The following is a 22,127-nucleotide window of genomic DNA, read 5'->3' on the forward strand; positions in this document are numbered from 1 at the left end:
TGTTGTCGATGGTCGGGCGAATTCAACCGGTGGATGCAACAGCGTGCGGATCTGTGGGTTGTGAGAGTAGTTCGTCGAGAGCTTCGGCGGGGGTCTTGAACCCGAGTCGCTTGCGGGGTCGGCTGTTCAGTTTTCGGGCCACGTGCTCGAGGTAGTCGGGGCCGAAGAGGGAGAGGTCGGCGCCCTTGGGGAAGTACTGGCGCAGCAGCCCGTTGGTGTTCTCGTTGGTGCCGCGTTGCCAGGGCGAGTGCGGGTCGCAGAAGTAGATCTCCAGGTCGGTGGCGGCGGCGATCCGGACGTGGCTGGCCATCTCGCGGCCCTGGTCCCAGGTCAGGGTCTGCCGCAGCGTCTCGGGCAGCCGGCTCATCGCCTCGATCATCGCAGCGGCGACGGTGTCTGCGCCGTGGTTCTCCGGCAGGTGCAGCAGCATGGTGAACCCGGTGGCGCGCTCCACCAGGGTCCCGATCGCGGACCGGGAGCTGGCCCCCACGATCAGGTCGCCCTCCCAGTGGCCGGGCACGGCTCGGTCCTCGACCTCGGGCGGACGCTCGCTGATGTTGACCATGTCCGGGATCTTGCTGCCCCCGCGTTGCCCGACCGGTCGACGTGGCTTGCGCAACACCCGGCCGGTGCGTAGCCGTTTGTGCAGGTCCCGGCGCAGTTCGCCGCGTCCCTGGACGAACAGCGCCTGGTAGATCGGCTCGTGGCTCACCTGCATGTCCTCATCGTCGGGGAAGTCGATCTTCAGCCGTGCCGCGATCTGCTCGGGGCTGTGCTCCTCCTCCAACCGACGAGCCACCTCCGCGGCCAGGGCAGGGTTGCCGGCCAGCTTCGTGGTCTTGGGTCGACTCGCTCGCCGGTCCGCCGCGGCCTGCGCGACCGTGGCACGGTACTTGGGCCGCCGGTCGGGAAAGTAGGTGCTGCCGGCTGCCAGCTCCCGCCCGATGGTCGAGCGATGCACACCGACCTCGCGGGCGATCTCAGCCTTGGACATCCCCTCCGACCAGAAGGCGGCAATGTCCTCGCGTTGCTCCAGCGTCAACCGGGGGCGAACAGACCCGGGCTCTTGGCGTGAGGGACACACCCCGCCACGCTCACGGAACCATGCCTGCCCGCAGTTGACCGACACACCGGCGGCTCGCGCGGCCTCCCCGATCAGCAGGCCGGCCCGGATCCCATCCCAGAACCGTGACCGGACCTCGCGGCAATATCCCGGACGGCCCATCTGCAACACCCCTCAAGCCGTGGTGTTGCATCCACCCCTTGAGCCCAAGTCGTTCTCCACAACAGAAACGTGCCGGACTATCCCGACCTACGACCCCAGCAGCTCGTCCACCCAGGCCGGCACCAGCTCCCCCGCCCGGCCGTGGCGGGACTCGGCGAAGTGGTGGGTGCCCTCGCTGGGCTGCAGGTTGAGCTCGAGGGTGCGGGCGCCGTACGCCGTGGCGAGCTGGACGAAGCCGGCGGCCGGGTAGACCGCGCCCGAGGTGCCGATCGAGACGAACAGGTCGGCGGAGGCGAGGGCCACCTGGATCGCGTCCATGGCGTAGGGGATCTCTCCGAACCACACCACGTCGGGGCGCAGCTCGGTGACGCCGCAGCGCGGGCACGGGGGCAGGTCGGCGAGGTCGTCGGCCCACGGGCTGCGCCCGCCGCACGCGCGGCACAGCGCAGAGAGGAGCTCGCCGTGCATGTGGGTCACTCGCGTCGAGCCGGCCCGCTCGTGCAGGTCGTCGATGTTCTGGGTGACGAGCAGGAAGTCGTCGCCGAGGTGGCCCTCGAGCCGGGCCAGCGCGGCGTGCGCGGGGTTGGGCTCGACGGCGGCCAGGGCGGCCCGGCGGGCGTCGTAGAACCGCTGCACCACCATCGGCTGGTGGTCGTACGCCTCGGGCGTCGCGACGTCCTCGACCCGGTGCCCCTCCCACAGCCCGTCGGCGTCGCGGAAGGTCGGCACCCCGCTCTCGGCGGAGATGCCGGCACCGGTCAGGACGACGATTCTCAGCTGACGACCTTGTAGTCGAAGTTGACCATCAGCCCGTCGACGCTGGACACCGTGGCCTCGATCTTGCCGTCGCCGTCGGCCGGCTTCGCCGTACACGTGGTCTTCTCGCCCACCTTGCCGATCAGCTCGTCGTCGCAGGCGATGGAATCGACTTGGTAGCCCTGGTCGGTCAGCGACTTCTGGACGGTCGCCGCGACCGTCTCGGCGGGCACGTAGGACAGGACGTCGAACTTCGCCTCACCCCCGTCGATCGCGGTGACGGTGACGCGTACGTCGGCCTTCTCCTTGCCGACGTCGAGGTGGCAGTTCTGGGTGGCGTCGACCTTCGCGTCGAGGTCGCCGTCGCAGGAGGTGGAGATGGTGGCCGTCGGGTCGTCCGGGGTGTACATGGAGGTGAGCTGCTTCTCCAGGTCCGCCTGCGAGATCGGCTTGGTGCCGCCGACCGAGACGTCGGCGTTGCAGGCGGTGGCGGCGAAGAGGCAGACGGTCACGGCGGCCAGCCTCAGAGCGGGGATCTTCATGGGGCGAACGGCTCCTCAGTAGTACCAGGGGAACGGGGACCAGTCGGGCTCGCGCTTCTCGAGGAACTGGTCACGTCCCTCGGTGGCCTCGTCGGTCATGTAGGCGAGCCGGGTGGTCTCACCCGCGAAGAGCTGCTGCCCCACCAGCCCGTCGTCGATCAGGTTGAACGAATACTTCAGCATCCGCTGGGCGGTCGGGGACTTTCCGTTGATCTTGCGGCCCCACTCCAGCGCCTCGCGCTCGAGGTCGGCGTGGTCGACCACCTTGTTGACCGCGCCCATCCGGAAGGCGTCCTCGGCGGAGTACTCGTCGCCGAGGAAGAAGATCTCGCGCGCGAACTTCTGCCCTACCTGGCGGGCGAGGTACGCCGACCCGAAGCCGCCGTCGAAGGAGCCCACATCGGCGTCGGTCTGCTTGAAGCGCGCGTGCTCGCGGCTGGCCAGCGTCAGGTCGCACACGACGTGCAGGCTGTGGCCGCCGCCGGCCGCCCAGCCGTTGACCAGGCAGATCACGACCTTGGGCATGAACCGGATCAGCCGCTGGCACTCCAGGATGTGCAGCCGGCCGAGCTTGGCCTTGTCCACGGTGTCGGCGGTCTCGCCCTCGGCGTACTGGTAGCCGGCGCGGCCGCGGATCCGCTGGTCGCCGCCGGTGCAGAACGCCCACTTGCCGTTCTTGTCGCTCGGACCGTTGCCGGTCAGCAGCACGCAGCCGACGTCGCTGGAGATGCGCGCGTGCTCGAGGACGCGGAGCAGCTCGTCGACCGTGTGCGGCCGGAAGGCGTTGAGGATGTCGGGGCGGTCGAAGGCGATCCGGACGGTCCCGTGCGCCTTGGCGCGGTGGTAGGTCAGGTCGGTCAGGTCCTCGAACCCCGGCACGACCTCCCACGCGTCGGCATCGAAGATCTCGGAGACTCCGTCGATCGCACTCATGGTGAAGAACCTAGTGCCCGTGGAATCCCCGTCTCACGCACGGTGTTGTCGGAGGCATGGCACTGACAGGCACCTATGTCCCCAGCAAGACCGAGTGGGTCCGCGACAACGTGGCCGAGTACGAGGCGACCGACGGCGAGAAGGGCCGCTTCCTCCGCGGCTTCCCCGTCGTGGTGATCACCTCGGTCGGCGCGAAGTCCGGCAACCTGCGCAAGAACCCCGTCATGCGCGTGGAGCGCGACGGCACCTACGTCGCGATCGCGTCGAAGGGCGGCGCGCCGGAGCACCCGGAGTGGTACTTCAACTTCCTGGCCAACCCGGAGGTCGACCTCCAGGACGGCGCGGAGAAGCACACCTACAAGGCCCGGATCGTCGAGGGTGACGAGCGCGCCGACTGGTGGGAGTACGCCGTGGCGACCTGGCCGACCTACGGGGAGTACCAGCAGAAGACCGACCGCGAGATCCCGGTCTTCCTGCTCGAGCGCACCGACTGACGGTCGGCGAATCCGGGACGCGTCAGGCGTTGCGGGCGATCGAGGCGGCGAGCCCGACCAGGTGGGCCAGCCGGGCGAGCTCGGAGTCGAGGAACTCCGGACCGCCGCGCCGGCCGATGACCACGACCTCGTCCTGGTCGAGTCGGGCACCGCAGTAGATGTTGACCTCGTCCTCGAGGTTGATCCGCTCGGCCCCGTCGACGTCGACGAAGTCGAGGTCCTCGGGGGCGGCCTCGGTGCGGCCGAGCACCTTGCCGCCGCGGTGCACCCGGGCGGCCCAGTCGGCGCGGAAGGTCACGGGCAGCAGGCCGACGAGCCGGTCGAGCGCGGCGGCGGGATCGGTCGTCAGCTCCTCCACGGCCTCGAGGTCGAGGAAGAGGTTGCCGCCGGCGGCGTACCGGCTGATCCACAGCACCTGCACGCCGTCGAGGGCGTTGCAGACCGACACGATCGAGTCGGGCATCGACCCCGGCGCGATCTCGAGCAGCACGTCGTCGACGGCCGTGCCGTCGTCGTGGCGCTTCTCGACGATCTCGATGGCCTCGATGTCGCCCCCGGCCTCACCGATGGCGCTCGCCACCCGTCCCAGGGACCCGGGGACGTCGGGAAGCTCCACGCGCAGCAGGAACGGCATGTCTACTCCAAGATCGGTTGGCTCGACCCTAGCCGTCCCAGATTGCCGGCGGATTTCGCAGCCCAGCACCCGGTCAGGCACCCGCCAGGCGCTGGCGCAGGCCGGTGGCCCGCTGGGCGCGGTTGTCGACGGCGGCGCGGACGGCGGCCTCGGTGCCGACCACCCGCACCGTGAACCGGGCCCGCGTCACCGCGGTGTAGAAGAGCTCCCGCGTCAGCAACCGCGAGCCCTCGTCCGGCAGCAGCACGGTGACCGCATCGGCCTGGCTGCCCTGGCTCTTGTGGATCGTCATGGCATGCATGGTCTCCACCGCGTCCAGGCGACCGGGGGCGAAGTCGTGGAGCCGGCCCGACCCCGCGATGAACGCCCGGAGACGGCCGTCGGGCATCAGCACCGCGGCCCCGGTCTCGCCGTTGTAGATCTCCAGGGCGTAGTCGTTGCTGGTCACCAGCAGCGGCCGCCCGACGTACCACTCCGACCAGATCTCCTGCCCGGTCTCCTCGCCCAGCCAGCGCTCGACCTGGTGGTTCCAGTGGCGGACGCCGTGGGGTCCCTCGCGGTGGGCACAGAGCAGGCGGTGTCGGTCCAGGGCCGCCACGGCGGTGGCGGCGTCGCCCGCCTCGGCCGCGGAGCGTACGGCGAGAGCCGAGGCCACCGTCTCCGCGCGCAGGGCCGAGCCGGGGTCGTCGGTCTCGACGAACTCGACCTCGGCAGACCCGCCCCGCAGCGCGGTCAGCACCGCGTCGGCGTCGCCGATCCGGAGGGCCTCGGCGAGGGTCTTGATGTCCTCGGTCGAGCGGAAGTTCTCGGTCAGGGAGACGACCGGGCTGCCGGGCCGGCCTTCGTAGCCGGCGACCAGGTCGGACAGCACCGCGCCCGCACCGACCGAGGTGAGCTGACGCGGGTCGCCCACCAGGACGAGCCGAGACCGCAGCCGGACGGCCTCGAGCAGCCGCGCCATCATCGTCAGCTCGACCATCGAGCACTCGTCGACGACGACCACGTCGTACTTGAGCCGGTTGCCGCGGTGGTGCCGGAAGCGGGTGGTGTTGTCGGGCCGCCAGCCGAGCAGGCGGTGCAGCGTCATCGCCTCGATCCGGCCGATCCGGTCGCGGTCCTCCTGGGGCATCCCGCGGAGCTCGTCCTCGACGGCCTCCTGGAGCCGCGCTGCGGCCTTGCCGGTGGGAGCGCTGAGCGCGATCGAGAGCCGCTCGCCGCGCGCGTGGGCCTGGTCGGCGATCAGGGCGAGCATCCGGGCCACGGTCGTGGTCTTGCCGGTGCCGGGGCCGCCGGTCAGGACGGTCGTCCACTGGCGGACGGCCTGCACCGCCGCCGCCTCCTGCTCGGCGCTGAGCCGCTCACCGCGGACCCGCTCGACGGCGGCCGCGAGGTGGGCCTCGTCGACGGGCGGGGGCGGCTGGGCGGTCCGCTCGAGCAGGTCGTCGCAGACCTGTCCCTCGAGCCGGTGGTAGCGGTCGAGGTAGAGCAGCCCGTGGTCGAGCCGCACCGCGCCCTCGACCAGCACCGACGAGGCCGCCACGGCTCCGGCCCAGCCGTCGGCCTCGGGCCACGGCAGGTCGGGCGCGATGGCAGGCACCGTGGCGAGGTCGACGCCGACCGAGCCGTGCCGGACGGCCCGGACGGCCAGCGCCACCGCGAGGTGGACGCGCTCGTCGTCCTCGCCGGCCAGATCGCCCAGCCGGGTGGCGACGTGCACGTCGGTCGACTCGACCACGCCCGCGCGGTTGAAGTCGCCGAGCAGCCCCGCCGCGCCGGCCACCAGCCGCCAGTCCTGCTCGGACACCGGCTCGAAGATCTCGGTCATCGGGCACTCCCGTCGAGCAGGTCGGACAGCTCCTCGACCAGCGCGACCGGCGGCCGCCACGAGAACACCCCGCACGGCTCGCCGTCGACGAGCGGTGTCTCCGGCCCGCACATGCCGCGCAGGTAGAGGTAGAGCACGCCGCCGAGGTGGACCGCCGGGTCGTAGCCGGGCTGGCGCCAGCGCAGGAACCGGTGCAGCACCACGGCGTAGAGCAGCGCCTGGAGGGGGTAGTCGCTGTGCCCCATCGCCCCGGCGAGCGCCTCGGGGCGGTAGTCGTGGGCGGTCAGCGGCTGCTCGTGGGCGCCGAGCCAGTTGGTCTTGTAGTCGACGACGACGTAGCGCGGCCCGGCGTCGGTGCGCAGCCGCAGCACCACGTCGACCGAGCCGGTGAGGTAGCCGCGGAGCGCCTGCCCGCCGAGGTGCGGCTGGTCGAGGGCGTCGGCGTAGGCGCGCACCGGGTCGCCGTCGGGCAGGTGGCGACGCAGAATCGGGGCGAGATCGCCGAGGCGTACGTCGTCCGTGCCGGCCGAGCCGGCGAGGTCGCCGCCCGCCAGCGGCAGCTCGAACTCCATCTCGCGGAGCCGGTCGCGCAGTGGCACCTCGCGCAGCGTCGTGGGGGCCAGCGGACCCAGCGGCGAGTCGCACACGGCCACCAGCGCCTCGACGAGGGCCTCGCGATCGACGTCGACCGGCCAGTGCACCAGCTGCTCGGCGAGGTGGGCCGTGAGCTCGGCGCGCAGGTCGTCGGCCTCCGGGTCGGCGTGCTCGAGCACGGCGTGCACCAGCGACCCGAAGGTCGCACCGACGGGCAGGGCCGCCATCGGTGAGGGCACCGACTCGACGGACCCGGAGTCGGGCGCCGCAACCGCGGTGACGGCCTCGTCGTCCTTCGCCTCCACCTCGGGCTCGCTGCCGACCGCACCGCCGAGGCCGGCCGCGAGGGTCGGCGCCTCGACGGCCGTCAGGGAGGAGTACGACGCCCGCCGCCACGTCACGTCGACCGAGCGGCTGAACGTGCGGACGGCCAGGTCGGGCGGGACGGGCCGCGGCGGCTCGGCCCCGGCGGGGGCCCACACCGCGGGCTCGGGGGACGGCCCGCCGGCCGCACGCCAGCGCTCGAAGATCTCGGCGGCCTCGTCGTCGGTGCGGTTCATGAACTCCAGCGGCACGTCGGGCATGCCGGGGCGACGGCCCTGGAGCATCCGGTGCAGCGGGGACGCCGGGGTGTTGCGGGTGGGCGACCACCAGGCCACCAGCTGCGACTGGGCGCGGGTCGCGGCGACGTAGAGCAGCCGGAGCCACTCCCCGCCCTCCTCCGCGTGCCAGCGCTGGACGTGGTCCTGCCAGCCGGCGCCGCCCCCGCCGCCGACGTTGACGCACCGGCGGCCCTCGTCGTCGTGGAAGAGGGGGTTGCGCGGCTTGGGGACGTTGCGGTCGGCCAGCGCGGGGAGGTAGACGACGGGGTACTGCAACCCCTTGCTCGCGTGGATCGTCACCAGCTGCACGGCCGCCGCGTCGGAGTCGAGGCGACGGGTCCGCTCGGTGCCGCGACCGCCGCGGCCCTCGGCGACCTGGCCGCGCAGCCAGGTCAGCATCGAGACCAGCCCGAGGTGCTCGGTGAGCGCGACCTCGTGGAGGGCCTCGCCGATGTGGCGCAGGTCGGTGAGGTGGCGCTCGCCGCCGACCCGGGCCAGCACGCGGGCGGGCAGCCCGGCGGCCGTGGCCGCCTCGAGCACGGCCGCGACCCCGCGCAGCGAGAACACCTCGCCCCACTGCCGGAGCCGGTCGGCCACGTGGTCGGTGAGGTCGTCGCGCTGCTCGTCGAGCTCGCGGGCGGTGTGGCCGACGAACGACGTGAGCGCCGCCGCTCGCACCCGACCGGAGCGGTGCGGCTGCTCGAGCCCCTCGAGCAGCTCGAGCCACTCGACCGCCGCCGGGGTGGCGAACACGCTGCCGCCGCCGGCGATCACGGCCGGGACGCCGACGGCGTGCAGCGCCTCGCGGGCGTTGGCCAGGTCGGCGTGCTTGTAGGTGATGACCGCGACGTCACGCAGCTCCAGCGGCCGCCCCTCGAACGTCGCCCCCGAGGCCAGCAGCGCCCGGATGTCGAGCGCCAGGTCGCGCGCGACGTGGGGCCGCACGTCGCCGACGGTCAGCGGGTTGCTCCCGCGCTTGCCGAGCTGGTCCCGCCGCACCACCCGCAGCCGGAACGGCGCCGGGTGGGGCAGGCCCGCGAGCCGGCCCTTCTCGTGGTGGGCGGCCACGTCGTGGACGACGATGCGGGGGTCGCCGAGCGCGGCGCCGGCGAGCATCGTCTGGAAGGACTCCAGCAGCGGGGCGTCGCTGCGCCAGTTGACCGCGAGCGTCTTCTGGGTCGAGGCGGTCTCGGCGGCCTGGAGGTAGGTGGTGACGTCGCCGCCGCGGAAGGCGTAGATCGCCTGCTTGGGGTCGCCGATCAGCACCATCGTGGCGTGGCCGGTGAAGGCACGGTCGAGGACCTGCCACTGCACGGGGTCGGTGTCCTGGAACTCGTCGACCAGCACGATCGACCAGCGCTGGCGCATCCGCGCCCGGGCCGGGGCGTCGTCGTCCTCGAGGGCGTGGGCGAGCTGGGACAGCAGGTCGTCGTAGGAGAGGATCCCGAGCCGTCGCTTGCGGCGGTCCATCTCGGACCGCACGGCGTTGCCGAAGGCGACCCTCCGGCCCACCGGCGTGGAGGGGTCCTCACCGGCGGGCTCGAGGCGGGCCTGCGGGTCGAAGACGGCGGTGCGGGCGATCTCCATCGCCTCTCCCCGGCTGAAGACCGGCCGGTCGGCGGACCACGCGAACGCGCGGAGGTAGAGGTCGTCGACGACCTCGGTGACCAGGTCGTCGAGGTCCTCGACGAGCCGGGCCCGGGCGTCGGTGTCGCCGGCGACGCCGAGCGAGCCGAGCACCATCGAGCAGAACTGGTGGGTCGTGGCGATCGTGGCCGCGTCGAAGCTGGCCAGCGCCTCGCTGACGCGTCGGTGCCGCAGCACCCGCTCCGCGTCGGGGCAGTCGACCAGCAGGTCGAGGAGGTCGGAGCGGCCGGTCTCGGGCAGGGAGGGGTCGTCGGCGAGCGCCCGCTCGGCCTCGACCAGCTGGGCCCGGACCCGCTCGCGCAGCTCCTGGCTGGCGGCCCGGCCGAACGTCACGACGAGCATCCGCTCGAGCGGGACGCCCTCCTGGGCGACGTAGCGGGTCACGAGCGCGCCGATGGTCCACGTCTTGCCGGTGCCGGCGCTGGCCTCGAGCAGGGTGGTGCCGGTGGGCAGCGGGTCCCGGATGTCGAACGGTGTCGTCGTCACAGCGCAGCCACCCTCTCCCCGCCGGTGAGCAGCGGCTCCCAGATGCGCCAGGCGAGCTCGGGGAGCCCGGCGTCCACGAGCACCGACAGCGGCGCCCGCTCGCCGAAGACCCGGACGTGGGACGCGTCGGCGTCCTCGCCGAGGATCCCGAAGCTGTTGTTGGGGTCGGTCACCCACGCGCGGGCGGCGGCGTGAGCCGGCGGCCGGTCGTCACCGCGGAGCTCGCGTGCGTGGGCATCGGCCCACGCCTGGGCCGTGGCCAGCGGCACGGGCAGCGGGCGCCGCAGGCCGAGGTCGCGCAGCTCGACCAGGTCACGCAGCCACGTGGTCGCCCGGTGGTCGAGCGGGCCGGACAGGGCCCGCAGCGGACCGGCCCGGTCCTTGCCGACGGCGTGGGCGGTGAAGGACTCGTCCGGGAAGGCGGCGCTCAGCGCCAGCAGGTCGACCCAGGAGGAGAGCCGCTGGCGCGCCTTGAGCCGGGAGTAGCCCAGCGAGACGACCTTGCTGCCGTAGATGCCCGAGACGGTGCCGGTCACCCGGCGGCCGTCGCCGAGGTCGATGTCGACGTCGAGGGAGCGGCCCTGGCCCTCGCGCAGCGGGGCCGTGCGGGTGAAGAGCTTCTGCGACTCCTCCACCACCTGCTGCAGCGCGGTGGTGCCGAGCCCGCCGGGCGGGAGGGTGCCGCGGAGCTGCTCGGCGGTCATCACCGCGACGGGGTCCTGTCCGGCCATCACCTCGCGGAGCAGCCGGTCGCCGACGCCCCACAGCGCGAGCGCGTCGAGGTCGATCGGGATCGCGTCGTCGACCTCGTCGGCCTCGAGCGGCGCGGACACGTCGAGGCGGCTGCGCAGGAACTCGCGCACCGGGTGGGCCAGGAAGCGCTGGAGGTCGGCGAGCTGGACGTCCTCGCGCGGCAGCGGGGCGAGCTCGCCGGTCAGGAACGGCTGCGGCGGGATCCGCTCGGCCACCGCAGCCCGGGCTCCGGCCAGCGCGGCCGCGTCGAAGCTGAACGGGCGGTCGCCGGTGAGGGCGCCGGCGGCGAGGTTGCGGGCGTCGTACGGCTGGAGGGGGTGGCGCACCAGCACCTGGTCGCGGACCGGCGCGGCGGCGGTGCGGTCGAGGGCGTCGAGGATCTCGCCGAGCGGCACGGCGGGCGGGCGGCCGGCGCCGGAGTGCTCGTTGGCGCCGGTGTAGGTGACCACCAGGGTCTCGCTCGCCGCGAGCACGGCGTCGAGCAGCAGCTGGCGGTCCTCGCTCCGGGGGTCGCGCTCGCCGGTGAGCGGCCGGCGGGCGAGCACGTCGTCGCCGTCGACCGAGCCGGTCCGCGGGAAGACCCCGTCGTCGAGGCCGAGCAGGCACACGACGCGGTGGGGCACCGAGCGCATCGGCACCATCGTGCAGACCGTCAGCGTGCCGGTGCGGAAGTTGGCGCGGGTGGGCCGGCCGCCGAGCCGGGACTCCAGCAGCGCGCGCACGTCGGCCAGCCGCAGCGGCACCGCGCCGCCGTCGGCGGAGTCGGCCGTGCGGGCCAGCTCGCGCTCGAACTGCGGGACCTGCCACGCGTCGTCGAGCGGCACGTCGGTCAGGCCACGGACGGCCTCGGTCAGGATCGCCATCCACTCACCCACGCCGCCGGCCGCGTCGAGCGCGCGCAGGCAGGTCTCGAGCCGGTGCAGGAACTCCGCCAGCCGGCCGGCCAGGTCGATGTCGTTGCTGCCGACGTCGTCGAGCGGCAGCCCGCGACCGACGTGGCGGTGGTCGTCGCCGCTCATCGCGACGCCGAGCAGGATCCGGTCGAGCCCGGCCCGCCAGGTGTTGTGCCCGAACCGCTCCATCGCGAAGCCGGCCCGCTGCTCGGCGTCGACGCCCCAGCGGATGCCGGCCTCGGTCACCCAGCGGGTGATCCGCGCGAGGTCGTCGTCGGTGAAGCGGAAACGGCGGCGGCAGGCGTCACGCGCCGCCAGGTCGAGTACGTCGCTCGCCGTGACCCGGCCGCCCCCCAGACCCACCAGGGCCGCGGCGACGGCCAGCAGCGGGTTGGTCGCCGAGAGCGCCCGGTCGGCCAGCCGCACCCGGAGCCGGTGGGCCGGGTGGCCGTGGTCGACGACCTCGCCGAGCCCGAAGCCGGCCTGGATCAGCGGCGCGAACGTCTCGATGTCGGGGCACATCACGAGGATGTCGCGCGGCTCGAGCGTCGGGTCGTCCTGGAGCAGCCCGACCAGCACCTCGCGGAGCACGTCGACCTGCCGGGCCGGTCCGTGGCAGGCGTGCACCTGGACCGAGCGGTCGTCGGCGGCCGGGAGCCGGCCGGCCCGTAGGGCCGGGTCGGGCGCGGTGTTGTCGCGTAGGTCGGACTGGAGCCAGCCGAGCAGGGTCTCGCGCTCCGCCTCCGGTGCGCCTCCCGACGATCCCTCGGGGAACTCCGACAGCGTGCGCGCCAGCTCCCGCGCGTCGCGGCCGAGCGAGGCGAGGAGCGGGTGGTGGACGAGATCGGCGGAGTCGTCGAGGTCGCGCGGCAGGTGCGCCCCGAGTCCGGCGAGCGAGTCCCACAGGACGGGCGAGGGCTGCGGCAGCCAGAGGTGGACGTCGCGTGTCTCCCCCAGCGCGGCGAGCAGCTCGACCTCGGTGACGGGCAGCCGGGTGTGGCCGAACAGCGACAGCCGTGGCGGCAGGTCGAGTCCGTCGCCGCCGGACCGCAGCCGCTCGAGCGTCTCGGCGTGCCGGACGTCGGGGGCAGGCTCCGCCACGTGAGCGACCAGCCGCCGCCAGAGCTCGGCCTGCCAGGCGAGGTCGCCGTCGAGGGTGGCCCCCGCCCCGTCCGTGTCGCGCCCCTCGCGCCAGTCGGTGACCAGCGCGGGCCGCTGCACGGCGTACGAGGAGAAGAGGCCCGCCAGCCGCCGGGCAACGGACCAGCGGCGGTTGCGACGCAGCAGCCCCTCCTCGCCCTCCATCCCGTGGCCGAGGTGTGTCGCGAGCGTGGCGCACCACGGCTCGTCGAGGCTCGCGTCGATGACCTCGAGCAGCGGCCAGACCAGCCGGTCGGGATCCCACACGTCGTCGCGCTCGCGGTCGAGCAGCATGCTCACCAGCGAGCGGGGGTTGAGGAACCGCACCCCGGCGCACACACCGTCGCCGCCGCGCGGGCCGGTGCCGAGGCGGTGGCTGAGCCGCTGGGTCAGCCAGCGCTCCACGCCCTTGGCCGGCACCACCACGACCTCCTGGGCGAACGGGTCCTCCAGCGGGGTCGCCAACAGGTCGCCGAGGGCGTCGGCGAGCAGGTCGGTGCGCGGCGCGCGGTGGAGGTGGACGGTCACGGGACGACCCTAGGGGCCGACACCGACATCACATGTGACGCCCGCCGGTCACCTCGAGGACCGTGCCGGTCATGTACGACGACAGGTCGGACGCCAGGAACGTGGCCACCGACGCGACCTCCGCGGGCTCGCCGAAGCGACCCATGGGGATGTCCTTCATCCGCTGTTCGAGGATGTCGGCCCGCATCCCCTCGATCATCGCGGTGCGGATCAGGCCGGGCTGGATCGCGTTGACCCGGACCCCGACGTGCGCGACCTCCTTGGCCGCCGCCTTGGTCAGCCCGACGATCCCGGCCTTCGCGGCGCTGTAGTTGGTCTGGCCGAGGTTGCCGACCTTGCCCGAGATCGACGACATGTTCACGATCGACCCGGACCCCGCCTCGCGCATCACGGCCGCGGCCGCGCGGGTGCCGAGCCAGGTGCCCTGGACGTGCGTGTCGAGCACCAGCCGGAAGTCGTCGAGGGTCATCTTGCGCATCGTCGCGTCACGCAGCACCCCGGCGTTGTTGACCATCACGTCCAGCGACCCGAAGCGCTCCGTCGCGGCCGCGACCAGCGCCTCCATCTCCTCCTCGGACGTCACGTCGCAGCGCACCGCGGTGGCCACCCCGTCCCCGAGCTCGGCGGCCGTCTGCGTGGCCGCGGCGAGGTCGACGTCGCCGATCACGACCCGCGCGCCCTCCGCCACGAACCGCTCGGCGATCGCGCGGCCCAGGCCCTGGGCGCCTCCGGTGATGACGGCCGTGCGGCCCTGAAGGAGTGACATGGCCCGAAGGCTACGACGCCTCGGTCACCCGGTCGTCCAGCCGCCCCTTGGCCAGCGAGGCCACCGTCGCCGCGGCGAGCACCGCCACGATGAACCCGAGCGAGGTCACGATCCCGATCTCGGGCAGCACCCACGAACCGATCGCGTCGACGCCGCTGCCGTGCAGCGCCTCGATCACCAGCTTCACGCCGATGAAGGCGAGGATCGCGGACAGCCCGATGTTGAGGTAGATCAGCCGCTCCAGCAGCCCGCCGACGAGGAAGTAGAGCTGGCGCAGGCCCATCAGGGCGAAGGCGTTGGCGGTGATCACGACGAACGCGTCCTGGGTGAGGCCGAAGATCGCGGGGATCGAGTCGAGCGCGAAGACCACGTTGGCGACGCCGATCGAGGCGATCGCGATCACCAGCGGGGTCCAGCGGCGCTTGCCGGCCGCGTCGCGCACGACGATCGCGTCCCCGGCGTACCCGTCGGTCATGGGGAGGACCTTCCGCAGCCCGCGCACGATGCCGTACTCCTGGAAGTCGGCGTCCTCGTCGTCGTCGACGAGCAGCGTGTACGCCGTGTAGAGCAGCAGCGCGCCGAAGAGGTAGAAGCTCCACGAGGCGGCGGAGATGAACGCGGCCCCGGCCAGGATGAAGACGCCGCGCAGGGCCATCGAGAGCAGGATGCCGATGTAGAGCACCTTGTCGCGGGCCGGCCCGGGCACCGCGAACTTGTGCATGATGATGACGAAGACGAAGAGGTTGTCGACGCTGAGGCTGTACTCCGTGATGTAGCCGGCGAAGAACTGCGTGCCGAGGTCGCCGCCGAGCCCGACGAGCAGCACCACCCCGAACGCCAGCGCCAGGGCGACGTAGAACAGCACCCAGCGGGCAGCGGACGCGAGCGTCACCTCGCCGGTGCGACGCGCGATGACGCGCAGGTCGAGCACCACCACGGCGGCGAGGAAGAGCAGGGTGAGGACCCAGGTGGACGGGGACACGGCACTGATCACGGCAGACTCCGGACGTCGATCGACTCCGGAGGTCTCTTCCGCCGGCCGGTCACGGCTGGCCCGACGCACCGGGTCAGGTCTGGGCCTGTCCGTGATGACGACACGTCGACGAAGGAATACTCCCCTCCAACGCCCGGGAGGTTACCAGCGGAGGGCCGTCGGGCCTGCTTCCCGGACACGTGCGAAGTCCCGCCACGGAGCAGCGGCTGACACGTGGCGGGACCCGCCCGAGGCACGGGGGTGACCTCGGGACCCGACCCGACGGACGCTTGGATCCAGGGGTGAAACCAACGAACCGCCGAGCCGGGCCGGCGGCGCCGGGTCTCGGGGGAGCGTCCCGACGCCACGGCCAAGTCTGCTGGGGGCCGCGGCGGCCCACATGCCACGCAGGTGCCGACTCGGGCTGGCCCCGATGTACTAGAGGGTCTGCCTCACCGATCCGGCAGCAGGCCCTCGCGCACGGCGATCGAGAGCGCCTCCAGCTTGGAGTGGGCGCCGAGCTTGGCCGAGAGGTTGGCGATGTGGTTGCGGACGGTGTGCACGCTGACCACGAGCTTCTCGGCGATCGCGGCGTTGGTGAGTCCGTCGGCGACGAGGTCGAGCACCTCGCGCTCGCGCTCGGTGAGCTCCTCGTGGCGGCGCCCGCCTCCCCGGCTCAGCCGCGGCAGCAGCCGGGCCAGCATCTCGGGGCTGATCACGGCCTCGCCGGTGGCGGCCGACCGCACCGCCGAGGTGACCTCGGCCAGGCTCCGGGTCTTGGACAGGAAGCCGGACGCGCCGGCCTCGATGGCGGCGACCAGCACGTGGTCGGCTGCGCTCGCGGTGAGCACCACCACGCGCAAGCTCGGCCGCAGCGCGAGCAGCTCGGGGATCGCGGCGACCCCGTCACCGTCGGGCAGGCGGTGGTCGAGGAGGAGTACGTCGGGGGCCGTCGAGCGGATCATGCTGCGCGCCTTCTCGAGCGTGCCGGCGACGCCGACGCTCAGGAAGTCGGGCTCGTCGTCGAGCACGTGCGCCAGGCTCGCGGCGAGCACCTCGTGGTCGTCGACGACGAGCACCCGGACGGGCGCGTCGTGCTGGTCGCTGGTCTCGCTCATCGCCCCACCCTGCCCAGGTCCCGGTCGAAGACCGGCGGGGCCGGCCTGTTGATGAGGACATCATGCGTGGCGGACTCCGACGCGTCGCCGCCGGTCAGGACCAGGGTGCCGCGGGCGGCGTTGGTCTCGCGTGCCATCGCGGCCCTCAAGTGCTCCTCGCTGTCCCAGAAGACGGTGGCCAGCACCGCCCCGGTGCCGTGCTCCACCAGCACCGTCACACCCCGGTAGCCCGGCAGCGCCTCGATCCCGGGCAGCAGCGCGTCGAGCATGTCGTCCATCGACGAGCGGGACGGGTAGCCCTCGGACGGGAACCGCCAGGTCCGCGCGAACAACGGCTCGGTCTGCGGGTAGTCCGCCATCCGCCCTCCCCCGAAAGTGGCCCGACACGTGCCCGGGACCGCGCGGTCCCGCGGCCCGTCTAGTGCCAACGTACTAGAGGGGCTAGTGCGCCAGCGGGCTCACGGCGCGATCGGACCCGGAGGACGATGGAGGTTGTGCCCCCGATCCGCGTCGTCGTCGCCGACGACGACCTCTCCTTCCGCGGCGCGCTGGTCGACGTCCTGGAGGACGACCCGCGCTTCGTGGTCGTGGGCATCGCGGGCACCGGCGACGAGCTGATGCAGCTGGTGGACCGGCAGGACCCGGACGTGGTGCTCCTCGACATCCGGATGCCCGGCGGCGGTCCCGAGGCCGCCCGGCGGCTGACCCGCACCGTCGACCCCGCCACCGGCGGCTCGACCGGCCCGGTCGTGGTGGCCGTCTCCGCGCAGGTCGGCGCCAACGGGATCCTCGCGATGCTGCGCGCCGGCGCCACCGGCTACCTCGGGAAGGGTCGCCTCGGCGCCCAGCTCCCCGACCTGGTCGCCCGCACGCTCGAGGGCGAGGTGGTGCTGGCCGTGCCCGGCGCCGTCGACGCCCTGCGCCAGCTCCTCGCAGACGCCCCCGCGCCCACCACTTCCGACGTACCGTGAGGCCTGTCCGCAGCGGTTGACGAGCCCACGGGGAGGTTCGGATGAGCAACGACGTACGCCGCCACGGCATCGACGCGATGACCCGGGCCATCCTCGACGCGGCCGGCCCGGCGGTGATCGGGTTCGACGAGCAGGCCCGCATCGACTACGCCAACCCCGCCGCGCTGACCACGTTCGGCCGGACCGAGGACGAGCTCCTCGGCCGGCCGATCGACATCCTGGTGCCGGAGGAGGACGCCGCCCTCCACCTGGGCAACCTCTCGGCGTACTTCGCCCACCCCGGCGCCCGCAACCGCGGCGGGCACGAGCTCTTCCGCGGCATCCGCAAGGACGGCACCACTTTCCCCTGCGACATCGGCCTGACCCCGGCCTTCACCGACGACGGCCTCTGGACCATCGCCACCATCGTCGACGTCACCGAGCAGCTCGCCGCCGCGGCGCGGCTGCGTGAGCTCAACCGCTCCTACCTCACCCTCGCCCGGTTCAACGACGCCATCGTCCGGGCGGCGGACGCCCAGTCCCTCTACGAGGAGACCTGCCGGGTCGCGGTGGAGTTCGGCCGGTTCCACGGCGCGTGGATCGGCCGACTCGCGCCCGACGGCGCGCTCGAGGTCGTCGCCTCGGCCGGCGACATCGACGGCCCGCGCGAGGGCGGGCCCACCACCCGGGCGCTGCGCGACGGCACGGCGGCGTACGACGACTACCGCGACGACACGTCCACCAGCATCCTCGACGCCGCGGCCATCCCCCTGCACTGCGGCGGCCGCGCCGTGTCGGCGCTGACCCTCTGCTCGGACCGCCCGCACCTCTTCGACGAGGGCATGAGGGCGCTGCTCGAGGCCGTGGCCCACAACTTCTCCTTCGCCCTGGAGGCCTTCGACTCGCGCGACCGGCTCGAGGAGGTGGCCGCGCAGCGCACCGAGCTGCTGCGCCGCCTCGTCCTCGCCCAGGAGGAGGAGCGGGGCCGGATCGCCGCCGACGTCCACGACGACTCCGTGCAGGCGCTCGCGGCCGTCGACCTCCGGCTCGGCCTGCTGCGCCGCCGCATCCACGAGGCCGCGCCCGAGCTCGAGGACGGCGTGGCCCGGCTCCAGGACTCGGTCTCCTCGGTCACGACGGGCCTGCGGCACCTGCTCTTCGACCTCGAGCCGGTGGTGCCCGGCGTCGACCTCGCCAAGATGCTCCGCGACGCCGCCGACCACACGTTCGTCCACGTCCCGATGACCTGGACGGTGGAGGTCGAGGGCGAGGGCTCCCTCGACCTGCCGGACGAGCTGGCGACCCAGGCCTTCCGGATCGGCCAGGAGGCGCTGATCAACGTGCGCAAGCACGCCCGCGCCACCCACGTGCGGGTCCTGATCACCCCCGACGACGAGGGCGTGGAGGTGGCCGTCATCGACGACGGGGTCGGCGTGCCCCCCACGATCGAGCCGCGCGCCGGCCACCGGGGGCTCGCCACGATGCTCGACCGGGCCACGATCACCGGGGGCTGGTGCCGGCTGGAGTCCGACGGGCCCGGGTCCACCCTCCGCTTCTGGGTCCCGCGCCGCGGGTCCGCGGTCGTGACGGTGTCGTGACGGGCCCTGACAGCGCCCCGGCCCTGGTACCCACGCACTAGGCCGGTCGGCACCTCCGCACCTGACGGCGGGACGCGACGACGTCGAGGCTGGGGGCCATGTTCACCGGACTCGGGCTCTTCCTCGTCGGCGCGGCCTGCGCCGCACTGGTCGGGCTCCTGGTCCGCCCCCGGGCGTCGGCGCCCGCTCCGACCACACCGCTGCCCCCGGTGCCACGGATCGCGCCGACGCCCGGGCGGCTGATCGCCCCGATCCCCGCGATCCCCTCCGAGCTGCTCCGCAGCTGGGGCAAGCGGCACGGCTTCGAGCTGCTGGACCTCGCACTGGCGGCCGGCCTCGACGAGTACGACCTGCTGGCCACCCTCGAGGACACCGCCAGCCTGGACCGGGTCTCGCTCGCGCTCGCTGCCGAGCTCAACGGCCACCCGGGGCCCTACGACTGCGACCCGCTCCTCGCCCCGCCGCCGGCGACGACCGTGATCGCGCGGGCGCTGGCCCAGGAGCCCCGTCAGTCGGGGCTATCTCCGCGGATCCGGAAGCGCCGCACGCTGTAGACGATCATCGCCAGCGCGATCAGGCCGGACGCGACCTGCGTGGCGCCGGTCCCCCAGCCGCCGAGGAGCCACCACGACTCGTCGACCGGCCACCAGCCCGGCGCGGCCGGTCCCCAGATCCACAGCACGCCGGCCGCGACGAGCAGCAGCGCGAACACCACCGACATCACGATCCGCGGCACGGTCTCGACGCCCTCGGCGGCGGCCTTGAGCGCACGCTCCTTGACCGGCTCGACCCGGCGCTCGGCCCAGTCGTACTGCTGGGACAGCAGCGCCAGGCCCGCGAACACCATCAGCAGGCCGGGGCCCGGGAGGACCAGGGCGGCGATGCCCGCCACCACGAGGATCCAGCCGAGGGTCTCCAGCACGATCCGGCGTGCGGCGGACTTCATGGGCACACCCTCTCAGACCGCTGGTAGCCGCGCTGCGGTTCAGTAGCCGCGGCGCAGCCCCCACGCCACGAGCTGGGCGCGCCGGGTCACGGCCGTCTTGCGGTAGATCTGGCGCATGTAGGTCTTGATCGAGTTGATCGAGAGGTAGAGCTCGGCACCGATCTCGTCGTTGCTCAGCCCCCGGCACACCAGCGCGAGCACCTCGCTCTCGCGCGCCGTGAGCTCCTCACCGGGCAGCACCGTGGGCCGGAGCGTGACGAGGCCGTCGCGGTGCACCTCCTCGACGGCGGCCACCAGCTCCTCGGACGTGAGCGACTTCGGCAGGTAGCCGAGCGCTCCCGCGGCCAGGGCGCGCTCGACACTGACCGGGTCGACCCGCCAGGAGAAGGCGACCACGCGGGCGCCGAGACCGACCAGCTCGTGCACGCGTACGGCGCCGCCGGGCGCGGCGTGCGGGTCGCAGAGCACGATGTCGGGGACCGGCGGGGCGGCCGGGTCGAAGGCCACGAACCGAATCCGTTCGCTGTGCCGACCGAGCATCGCGCCGAGCCCCGCGGTCACCAGCTCGGAGGACTCGTCGGTCCCCAGGGTGATGGGCGCAGGCACGCTCCAGACGCTAGTGAGTCATCGGCCGTTTCCCCGAGCCGAAGACCTCACCCCAACGGGTGTTTGTCGCTCGGGAGCACCTCGTCGAGGTGCTCGGCCAGGTCGCGCGGGGTGTCGAAGACCGCGATCGCGCCCGCCTCGCGCAGCTCCGACTCGGCGATGCCGCCGGTCAGCAGGCCGACGCACGGGATGCCCGCGTCGGTGGCGGCCTGCACGTCCCAGACGGTGTCGCCGACGAGCACCGCCCGGTCGGCGGCGACCGCGGCCATCGCCGCTGCCACCAGCTCGCCCGACGGCTTCCCGCTGTCGACGTCGGAGCCCGTCACGACCTCGTCGAGCAGCTTCGCCGCCTCGAGCAGGTCGAGCAGCCGCCCGGTGATCTCGGCGCCGCCGGCGCTGGCGAGCACGACCGTCACGTCGCGTTCTCGCAGCGCCTCGAGCAGGTCGCGCGCCCCGTCGGTCGGGACGACGTCGTGGAGTCGCTCGTCGAGGTGGCGGCGGTGCGCGTCGCGGACGGCGTCGCCGACCGCGGCCTCGACCCGGTCGCCGGCGACGTGGGCGACGAGCCGGTCGCCGCTGATGCCGATCGCGCGGTGGATCCGGTGCGCCGGCACGTCCATGCCGACGTCACGGAAGGCCGACTTCCAGGCCAGCGTGTGCGCGTAGACGGAGTCGACCAGCGTGCCGTCGAGGTCGAGGAGGACGGCGTCGACCGTCTCGACGGCGTCCTCGACGTGGGCGTTCGCGGTGGCGGTGTGGTGGGTCATGAGGTCCTCCCGGTGGCTGCGGCACGACCGATGGTTCCAGTGTGCGCACCTGTTCACCTCACCCCGCAAGGTGCTACCACCCGTGAGGGTGTGGTTGGTCCCGAACAGTCCGCTGGACGGTGTTCCCGAGGGTGCCGGCGGCCGGTGACCGAGCGGGGCTCACGCAGTCCGACGGGAGGCACTGCAGTCCGCGCCGCCGGCACCCTCGCCACGCGAGCCACCGGCCTAGAGTGCGACCCATGCCCCTGCGGATCGCCGTCCTCAACGACTACGAGCTCGTGGTCGCCGGCATCGCCGCGGTCCTCCGACCGTTCAGCGACCGGGTCCTGGTCGTCGAGCTGGACAGCCGAATGCCGGTCGTCAGCGATGTCGACATCGTTCTCCACGACACCTTCGGCCAGGTGCAGGGCGACGCCCTGGACGTGGAGGAGCTCGTCCAGCACGGAACGGCCCGGCTGGTCGTCTTCAGCTGGAACCTCGACCCCGGTCTCATCGAGCGTGCGGTCAGCCACGGCGTCGCCGGCTACCTGTCCAAGGGTCTGTCCGGCGAGGAGATCGTCGACGCGCTCGAGCGGATCGCCGCGGGTGAGCGGGTCCTGCCGGACCCGGCCACCCGCGCCGACGAGGACTTCGGCCGCTGGCCGGGCGACACCGTCGGCCTCTCGGCCCGGGAGTCGGAGATGCTGGCGTTGATCGTCCGCGGGCTTCCCAACAAGGAGATCGCCATCCGCGCCGGCCTGAGCATCAACTCGGTGAAGACCTACATCCGCACGGCCTACCGCAAGATCGGGGTGACCACGCGCGCCCAGGCCGTCGTGTGGGCGATGGCCCACGGCTTCGAGCCCGACCGCTTCCGGGCCGTGCGGACGCCGCCCTCCTGACGCCGTCAGGCCTCCAGGGCCGCCGGGTCCTCGGTCCGGCCGCCGATCTGGATCTTGCGCGGCTTGGCCCGCTCGGCGACCGGCACGCGCAGGGTCAGCACCCCTCCGTCGTACGCCGCGTCGATGCGGTCCAGGTCGAGGTTGTCGCCCAGCACCAGCTGGCGGCTGAAGACGCCGCGCGGCCGCTCGGCGGCGAGCATCTCCCAGTCCCCGTTGCGCGGGACGCGCTCGGCCCGGACGGTCAGCACGTTGCGCTCCACGTCGAGGTCGATGGAGTCCCGGGCCACGCCGGGGAGGTCGAACTCGATGACGAACGTGTCTCCCTCACGCCACGCGTCCATCGGCATCACGGCAGGTCGGTTGGTGGTGCCGAGCAGCTGCTGGGCCAGCCGGTCGAAGTCGCGGAACGGGTCGGTCGTACGCAGCAACATCACATGTCCTTCCTGGAGGTTCGATCCACGCCGGGTGCG

The 22,127-nt window shown here is 73.2% G+C and carries 21 protein-coding genes; 5 read left to right on the top strand and 16 right to left on the bottom strand.

What is annotated here, in order from left to right; genetic code table 11:
* Positions 1 to 22: 22 nt before the first annotated feature.
* From FB382_RS18555 to FB382_RS18570, 4 genes are all read right to left on the bottom strand, one after another.
* A complete protein-coding gene (locus tag FB382_RS18555) occupies positions 23 to 1,225 on the bottom strand; it encodes an IS30 family transposase (protein WP_220481207.1) in 1,203 nt (400 codons plus the stop codon).
* 87 nt (positions 1,226 to 1,312) lie between these two features.
* A complete protein-coding gene (locus tag FB382_RS18560; protein WP_182541625.1) occupies positions 1,313 to 2,002 on the bottom strand; it encodes an NAD-dependent deacylase in 690 nt (229 codons plus the stop codon).
* Positions 1,999 to 2,523 (bottom strand): DUF4333 domain-containing protein, encoded by a 525-nt coding sequence (locus FB382_RS18565; protein WP_182541141.1) that lies wholly within the window; start codon positions 2,521 to 2,523, stop codon positions 1,999 to 2,001. Before FB382_RS18565 ends, FB382_RS18560 begins: the two co-directional genes overlap by 4 nt.
* 15 nt (positions 2,524 to 2,538) lie before the next feature.
* Positions 2,539 to 3,456, bottom strand: a complete 918-nt coding sequence (locus tag FB382_RS18570; protein WP_182541142.1) for a 1,4-dihydroxy-2-naphthoyl-CoA synthase — start codon at positions 3,454 to 3,456, stop codon at positions 2,539 to 2,541.
* Positions 3,457 to 3,512: 56 nt separating this feature from the next.
* Here FB382_RS18570 and FB382_RS18575 point away from each other — a divergent pair, with 56 nt between their 5' ends.
* Positions 3,513 to 3,950: a nitroreductase family deazaflavin-dependent oxidoreductase gene (locus FB382_RS18575; protein ID WP_182541143.1), complete on the top strand. Its 438-nt coding sequence runs from the start codon at positions 3,513 to 3,515 to the stop codon at positions 3,948 to 3,950.
* A 22-nt stretch (positions 3,951 to 3,972) separates the two neighbouring features.
* On the opposite strand, the gene FB382_RS18580 is transcribed toward FB382_RS18575, so the two are convergent.
* The 8 genes from FB382_RS18580 to FB382_RS18615 all read right to left on the bottom strand — a co-directional run bounded on the left by FB382_RS18580 (position 3,973) and on the right by FB382_RS18615 (position 16,268).
* Positions 3,973 to 4,584, bottom strand: coding sequence for an ACT domain-containing protein (locus tag FB382_RS18580; protein WP_182541144.1), 612 nt, complete (start codon positions 4,582 to 4,584; stop codon positions 3,973 to 3,975).
* A 73-nt stretch (positions 4,585 to 4,657) separates the two neighbouring features.
* Positions 4,658 to 6,409, bottom strand: coding sequence for an exodeoxyribonuclease V subunit alpha (recD, locus tag FB382_RS18585; RefSeq protein WP_182541145.1), 1,752 nt, complete (start codon positions 6,407 to 6,409; stop codon positions 4,658 to 4,660).
* On the bottom strand, positions 6,406 to 9,738 hold the full coding sequence (locus tag FB382_RS18590) for a UvrD-helicase domain-containing protein (RefSeq protein ID WP_182541146.1): 3,333 nt from the start codon (positions 9,736 to 9,738) through the stop codon (positions 6,406 to 6,408). Before FB382_RS18590 ends, recD begins: the two co-directional genes overlap by 4 nt.
* Positions 9,735 to 13,052, bottom strand: coding sequence for an exodeoxyribonuclease V subunit gamma (gene recC / locus FB382_RS18595; protein WP_182541147.1), 3,318 nt, complete (start codon positions 13,050 to 13,052; stop codon positions 9,735 to 9,737). The genes FB382_RS18590 and recC overlap by 4 nt, the downstream gene beginning before the upstream one ends.
* Before the next feature lie 28 nt (positions 13,053 to 13,080).
* Positions 13,081 to 13,818 carry a 3-oxoacyl-ACP reductase FabG gene (gene fabG, locus FB382_RS18600; protein WP_182541148.1) on the bottom strand — a complete coding sequence of 246 codons (738 nt, stop codon included), beginning with the start codon at positions 13,816 to 13,818 and terminating at the stop codon, positions 13,081 to 13,083.
* A 10-nt stretch (positions 13,819 to 13,828) separates the two neighbouring features.
* Entirely contained in the window at positions 13,829 to 14,800 is a 972-nt protein-coding gene (locus FB382_RS18605; protein WP_182541149.1) for a TerC/Alx family metal homeostasis membrane protein, read from the bottom strand.
* A 443-nt stretch (positions 14,801 to 15,243) separates the two neighbouring features.
* Positions 15,244 to 15,909 carry a response regulator gene (locus FB382_RS18610; RefSeq protein ID WP_182541150.1) on the bottom strand — a complete coding sequence of 222 codons (666 nt, stop codon included), beginning with the start codon at positions 15,907 to 15,909 and terminating at the stop codon, positions 15,244 to 15,246.
* A complete protein-coding gene (locus tag FB382_RS18615) occupies positions 15,906 to 16,268 on the bottom strand; it encodes a hypothetical protein (protein ID WP_182541151.1) in 363 nt (120 codons plus the stop codon). Before FB382_RS18615 ends, FB382_RS18610 begins: the two co-directional genes overlap by 4 nt.
* A 135-nt stretch (positions 16,269 to 16,403) precedes the next feature.
* On the opposite strand from FB382_RS18615, the gene FB382_RS18620 reads away from it, so the two are divergent.
* The 3 genes from FB382_RS18620 (at position 16,404) to FB382_RS18630 (ending at position 19,011) form a co-directional block, all read left to right on the top strand.
* Positions 16,404 to 16,880: a response regulator gene (locus tag FB382_RS18620; RefSeq protein ID WP_182541152.1), complete on the top strand. Its 477-nt coding sequence runs from the start codon at positions 16,404 to 16,406 to the stop codon at positions 16,878 to 16,880.
* Between the two features lie 41 nt (positions 16,881 to 16,921).
* A complete protein-coding gene (locus tag FB382_RS18625) occupies positions 16,922 to 18,457 on the top strand; it encodes a PAS domain-containing sensor histidine kinase (protein WP_182541153.1) in 1,536 nt (511 codons plus the stop codon).
* Between the two features lie 98 nt (positions 18,458 to 18,555).
* The gene (locus FB382_RS18630; RefSeq protein WP_182541154.1) at positions 18,556 to 19,011 is read left to right on the top strand and encodes a hypothetical protein; all 456 of its coding nucleotides are present in this window, start codon (positions 18,556 to 18,558) and stop codon (positions 19,009 to 19,011) included.
* Here FB382_RS18630 and FB382_RS18635 read toward each other — a convergent pair.
* Genes FB382_RS18635 through FB382_RS18645 form a run of 3 tightly spaced genes read right to left on the bottom strand, consistent with a single transcriptional unit; the run spans position 18,966 to position 20,776 of the window.
* Entirely contained in the window at positions 18,966 to 19,403 is a 438-nt protein-coding gene (locus FB382_RS18635) for a PGPGW domain-containing protein (RefSeq protein WP_182541155.1), read from the bottom strand. The genes FB382_RS18630 and FB382_RS18635 overlap by 46 nt on opposite strands.
* 39 nt (positions 19,404 to 19,442) lie before the next feature.
* Complete coding sequence (locus FB382_RS18640; RefSeq protein WP_182541156.1) at positions 19,443 to 20,009, bottom strand: LuxR C-terminal-related transcriptional regulator; 567 nt, start codon at positions 20,007 to 20,009, stop codon at positions 19,443 to 19,445.
* A gap of 47 nt (positions 20,010 to 20,056) precedes the next feature.
* Positions 20,057 to 20,776 carry an HAD family hydrolase gene (locus tag FB382_RS18645; RefSeq protein ID WP_182541157.1) on the bottom strand — a complete coding sequence of 240 codons (720 nt, stop codon included), beginning with the start codon at positions 20,774 to 20,776 and terminating at the stop codon, positions 20,057 to 20,059.
* 239 nt (positions 20,777 to 21,015) lie between these two features.
* Here FB382_RS18645 and FB382_RS18650 point away from each other — a divergent pair, with 239 nt between their 5' ends.
* Complete coding sequence (locus tag FB382_RS18650) at positions 21,016 to 21,657, top strand: response regulator transcription factor (RefSeq protein ID WP_182541158.1); 642 nt, start codon at positions 21,016 to 21,018, stop codon at positions 21,655 to 21,657.
* A gap of 5 nt (positions 21,658 to 21,662) precedes the next feature.
* Here FB382_RS18650 and FB382_RS18655 read toward each other — a convergent pair whose 3' ends face one another.
* On the bottom strand, positions 21,663 to 22,088 hold the full coding sequence (locus FB382_RS18655) for an Hsp20/alpha crystallin family protein (RefSeq protein WP_182541159.1): 426 nt from the start codon (positions 22,086 to 22,088) through the stop codon (positions 21,663 to 21,665).
* Between the last annotated feature and the right edge of the window lie 39 nt (positions 22,089 to 22,127).

This window comes from Nocardioides ginsengisegetis (assembly GCF_014138045.1).
Classification (GTDB): Bacteria; Actinomycetota; Actinomycetes; order Propionibacteriales; family Nocardioidaceae; genus Nocardioides; species Nocardioides ginsengisegetis.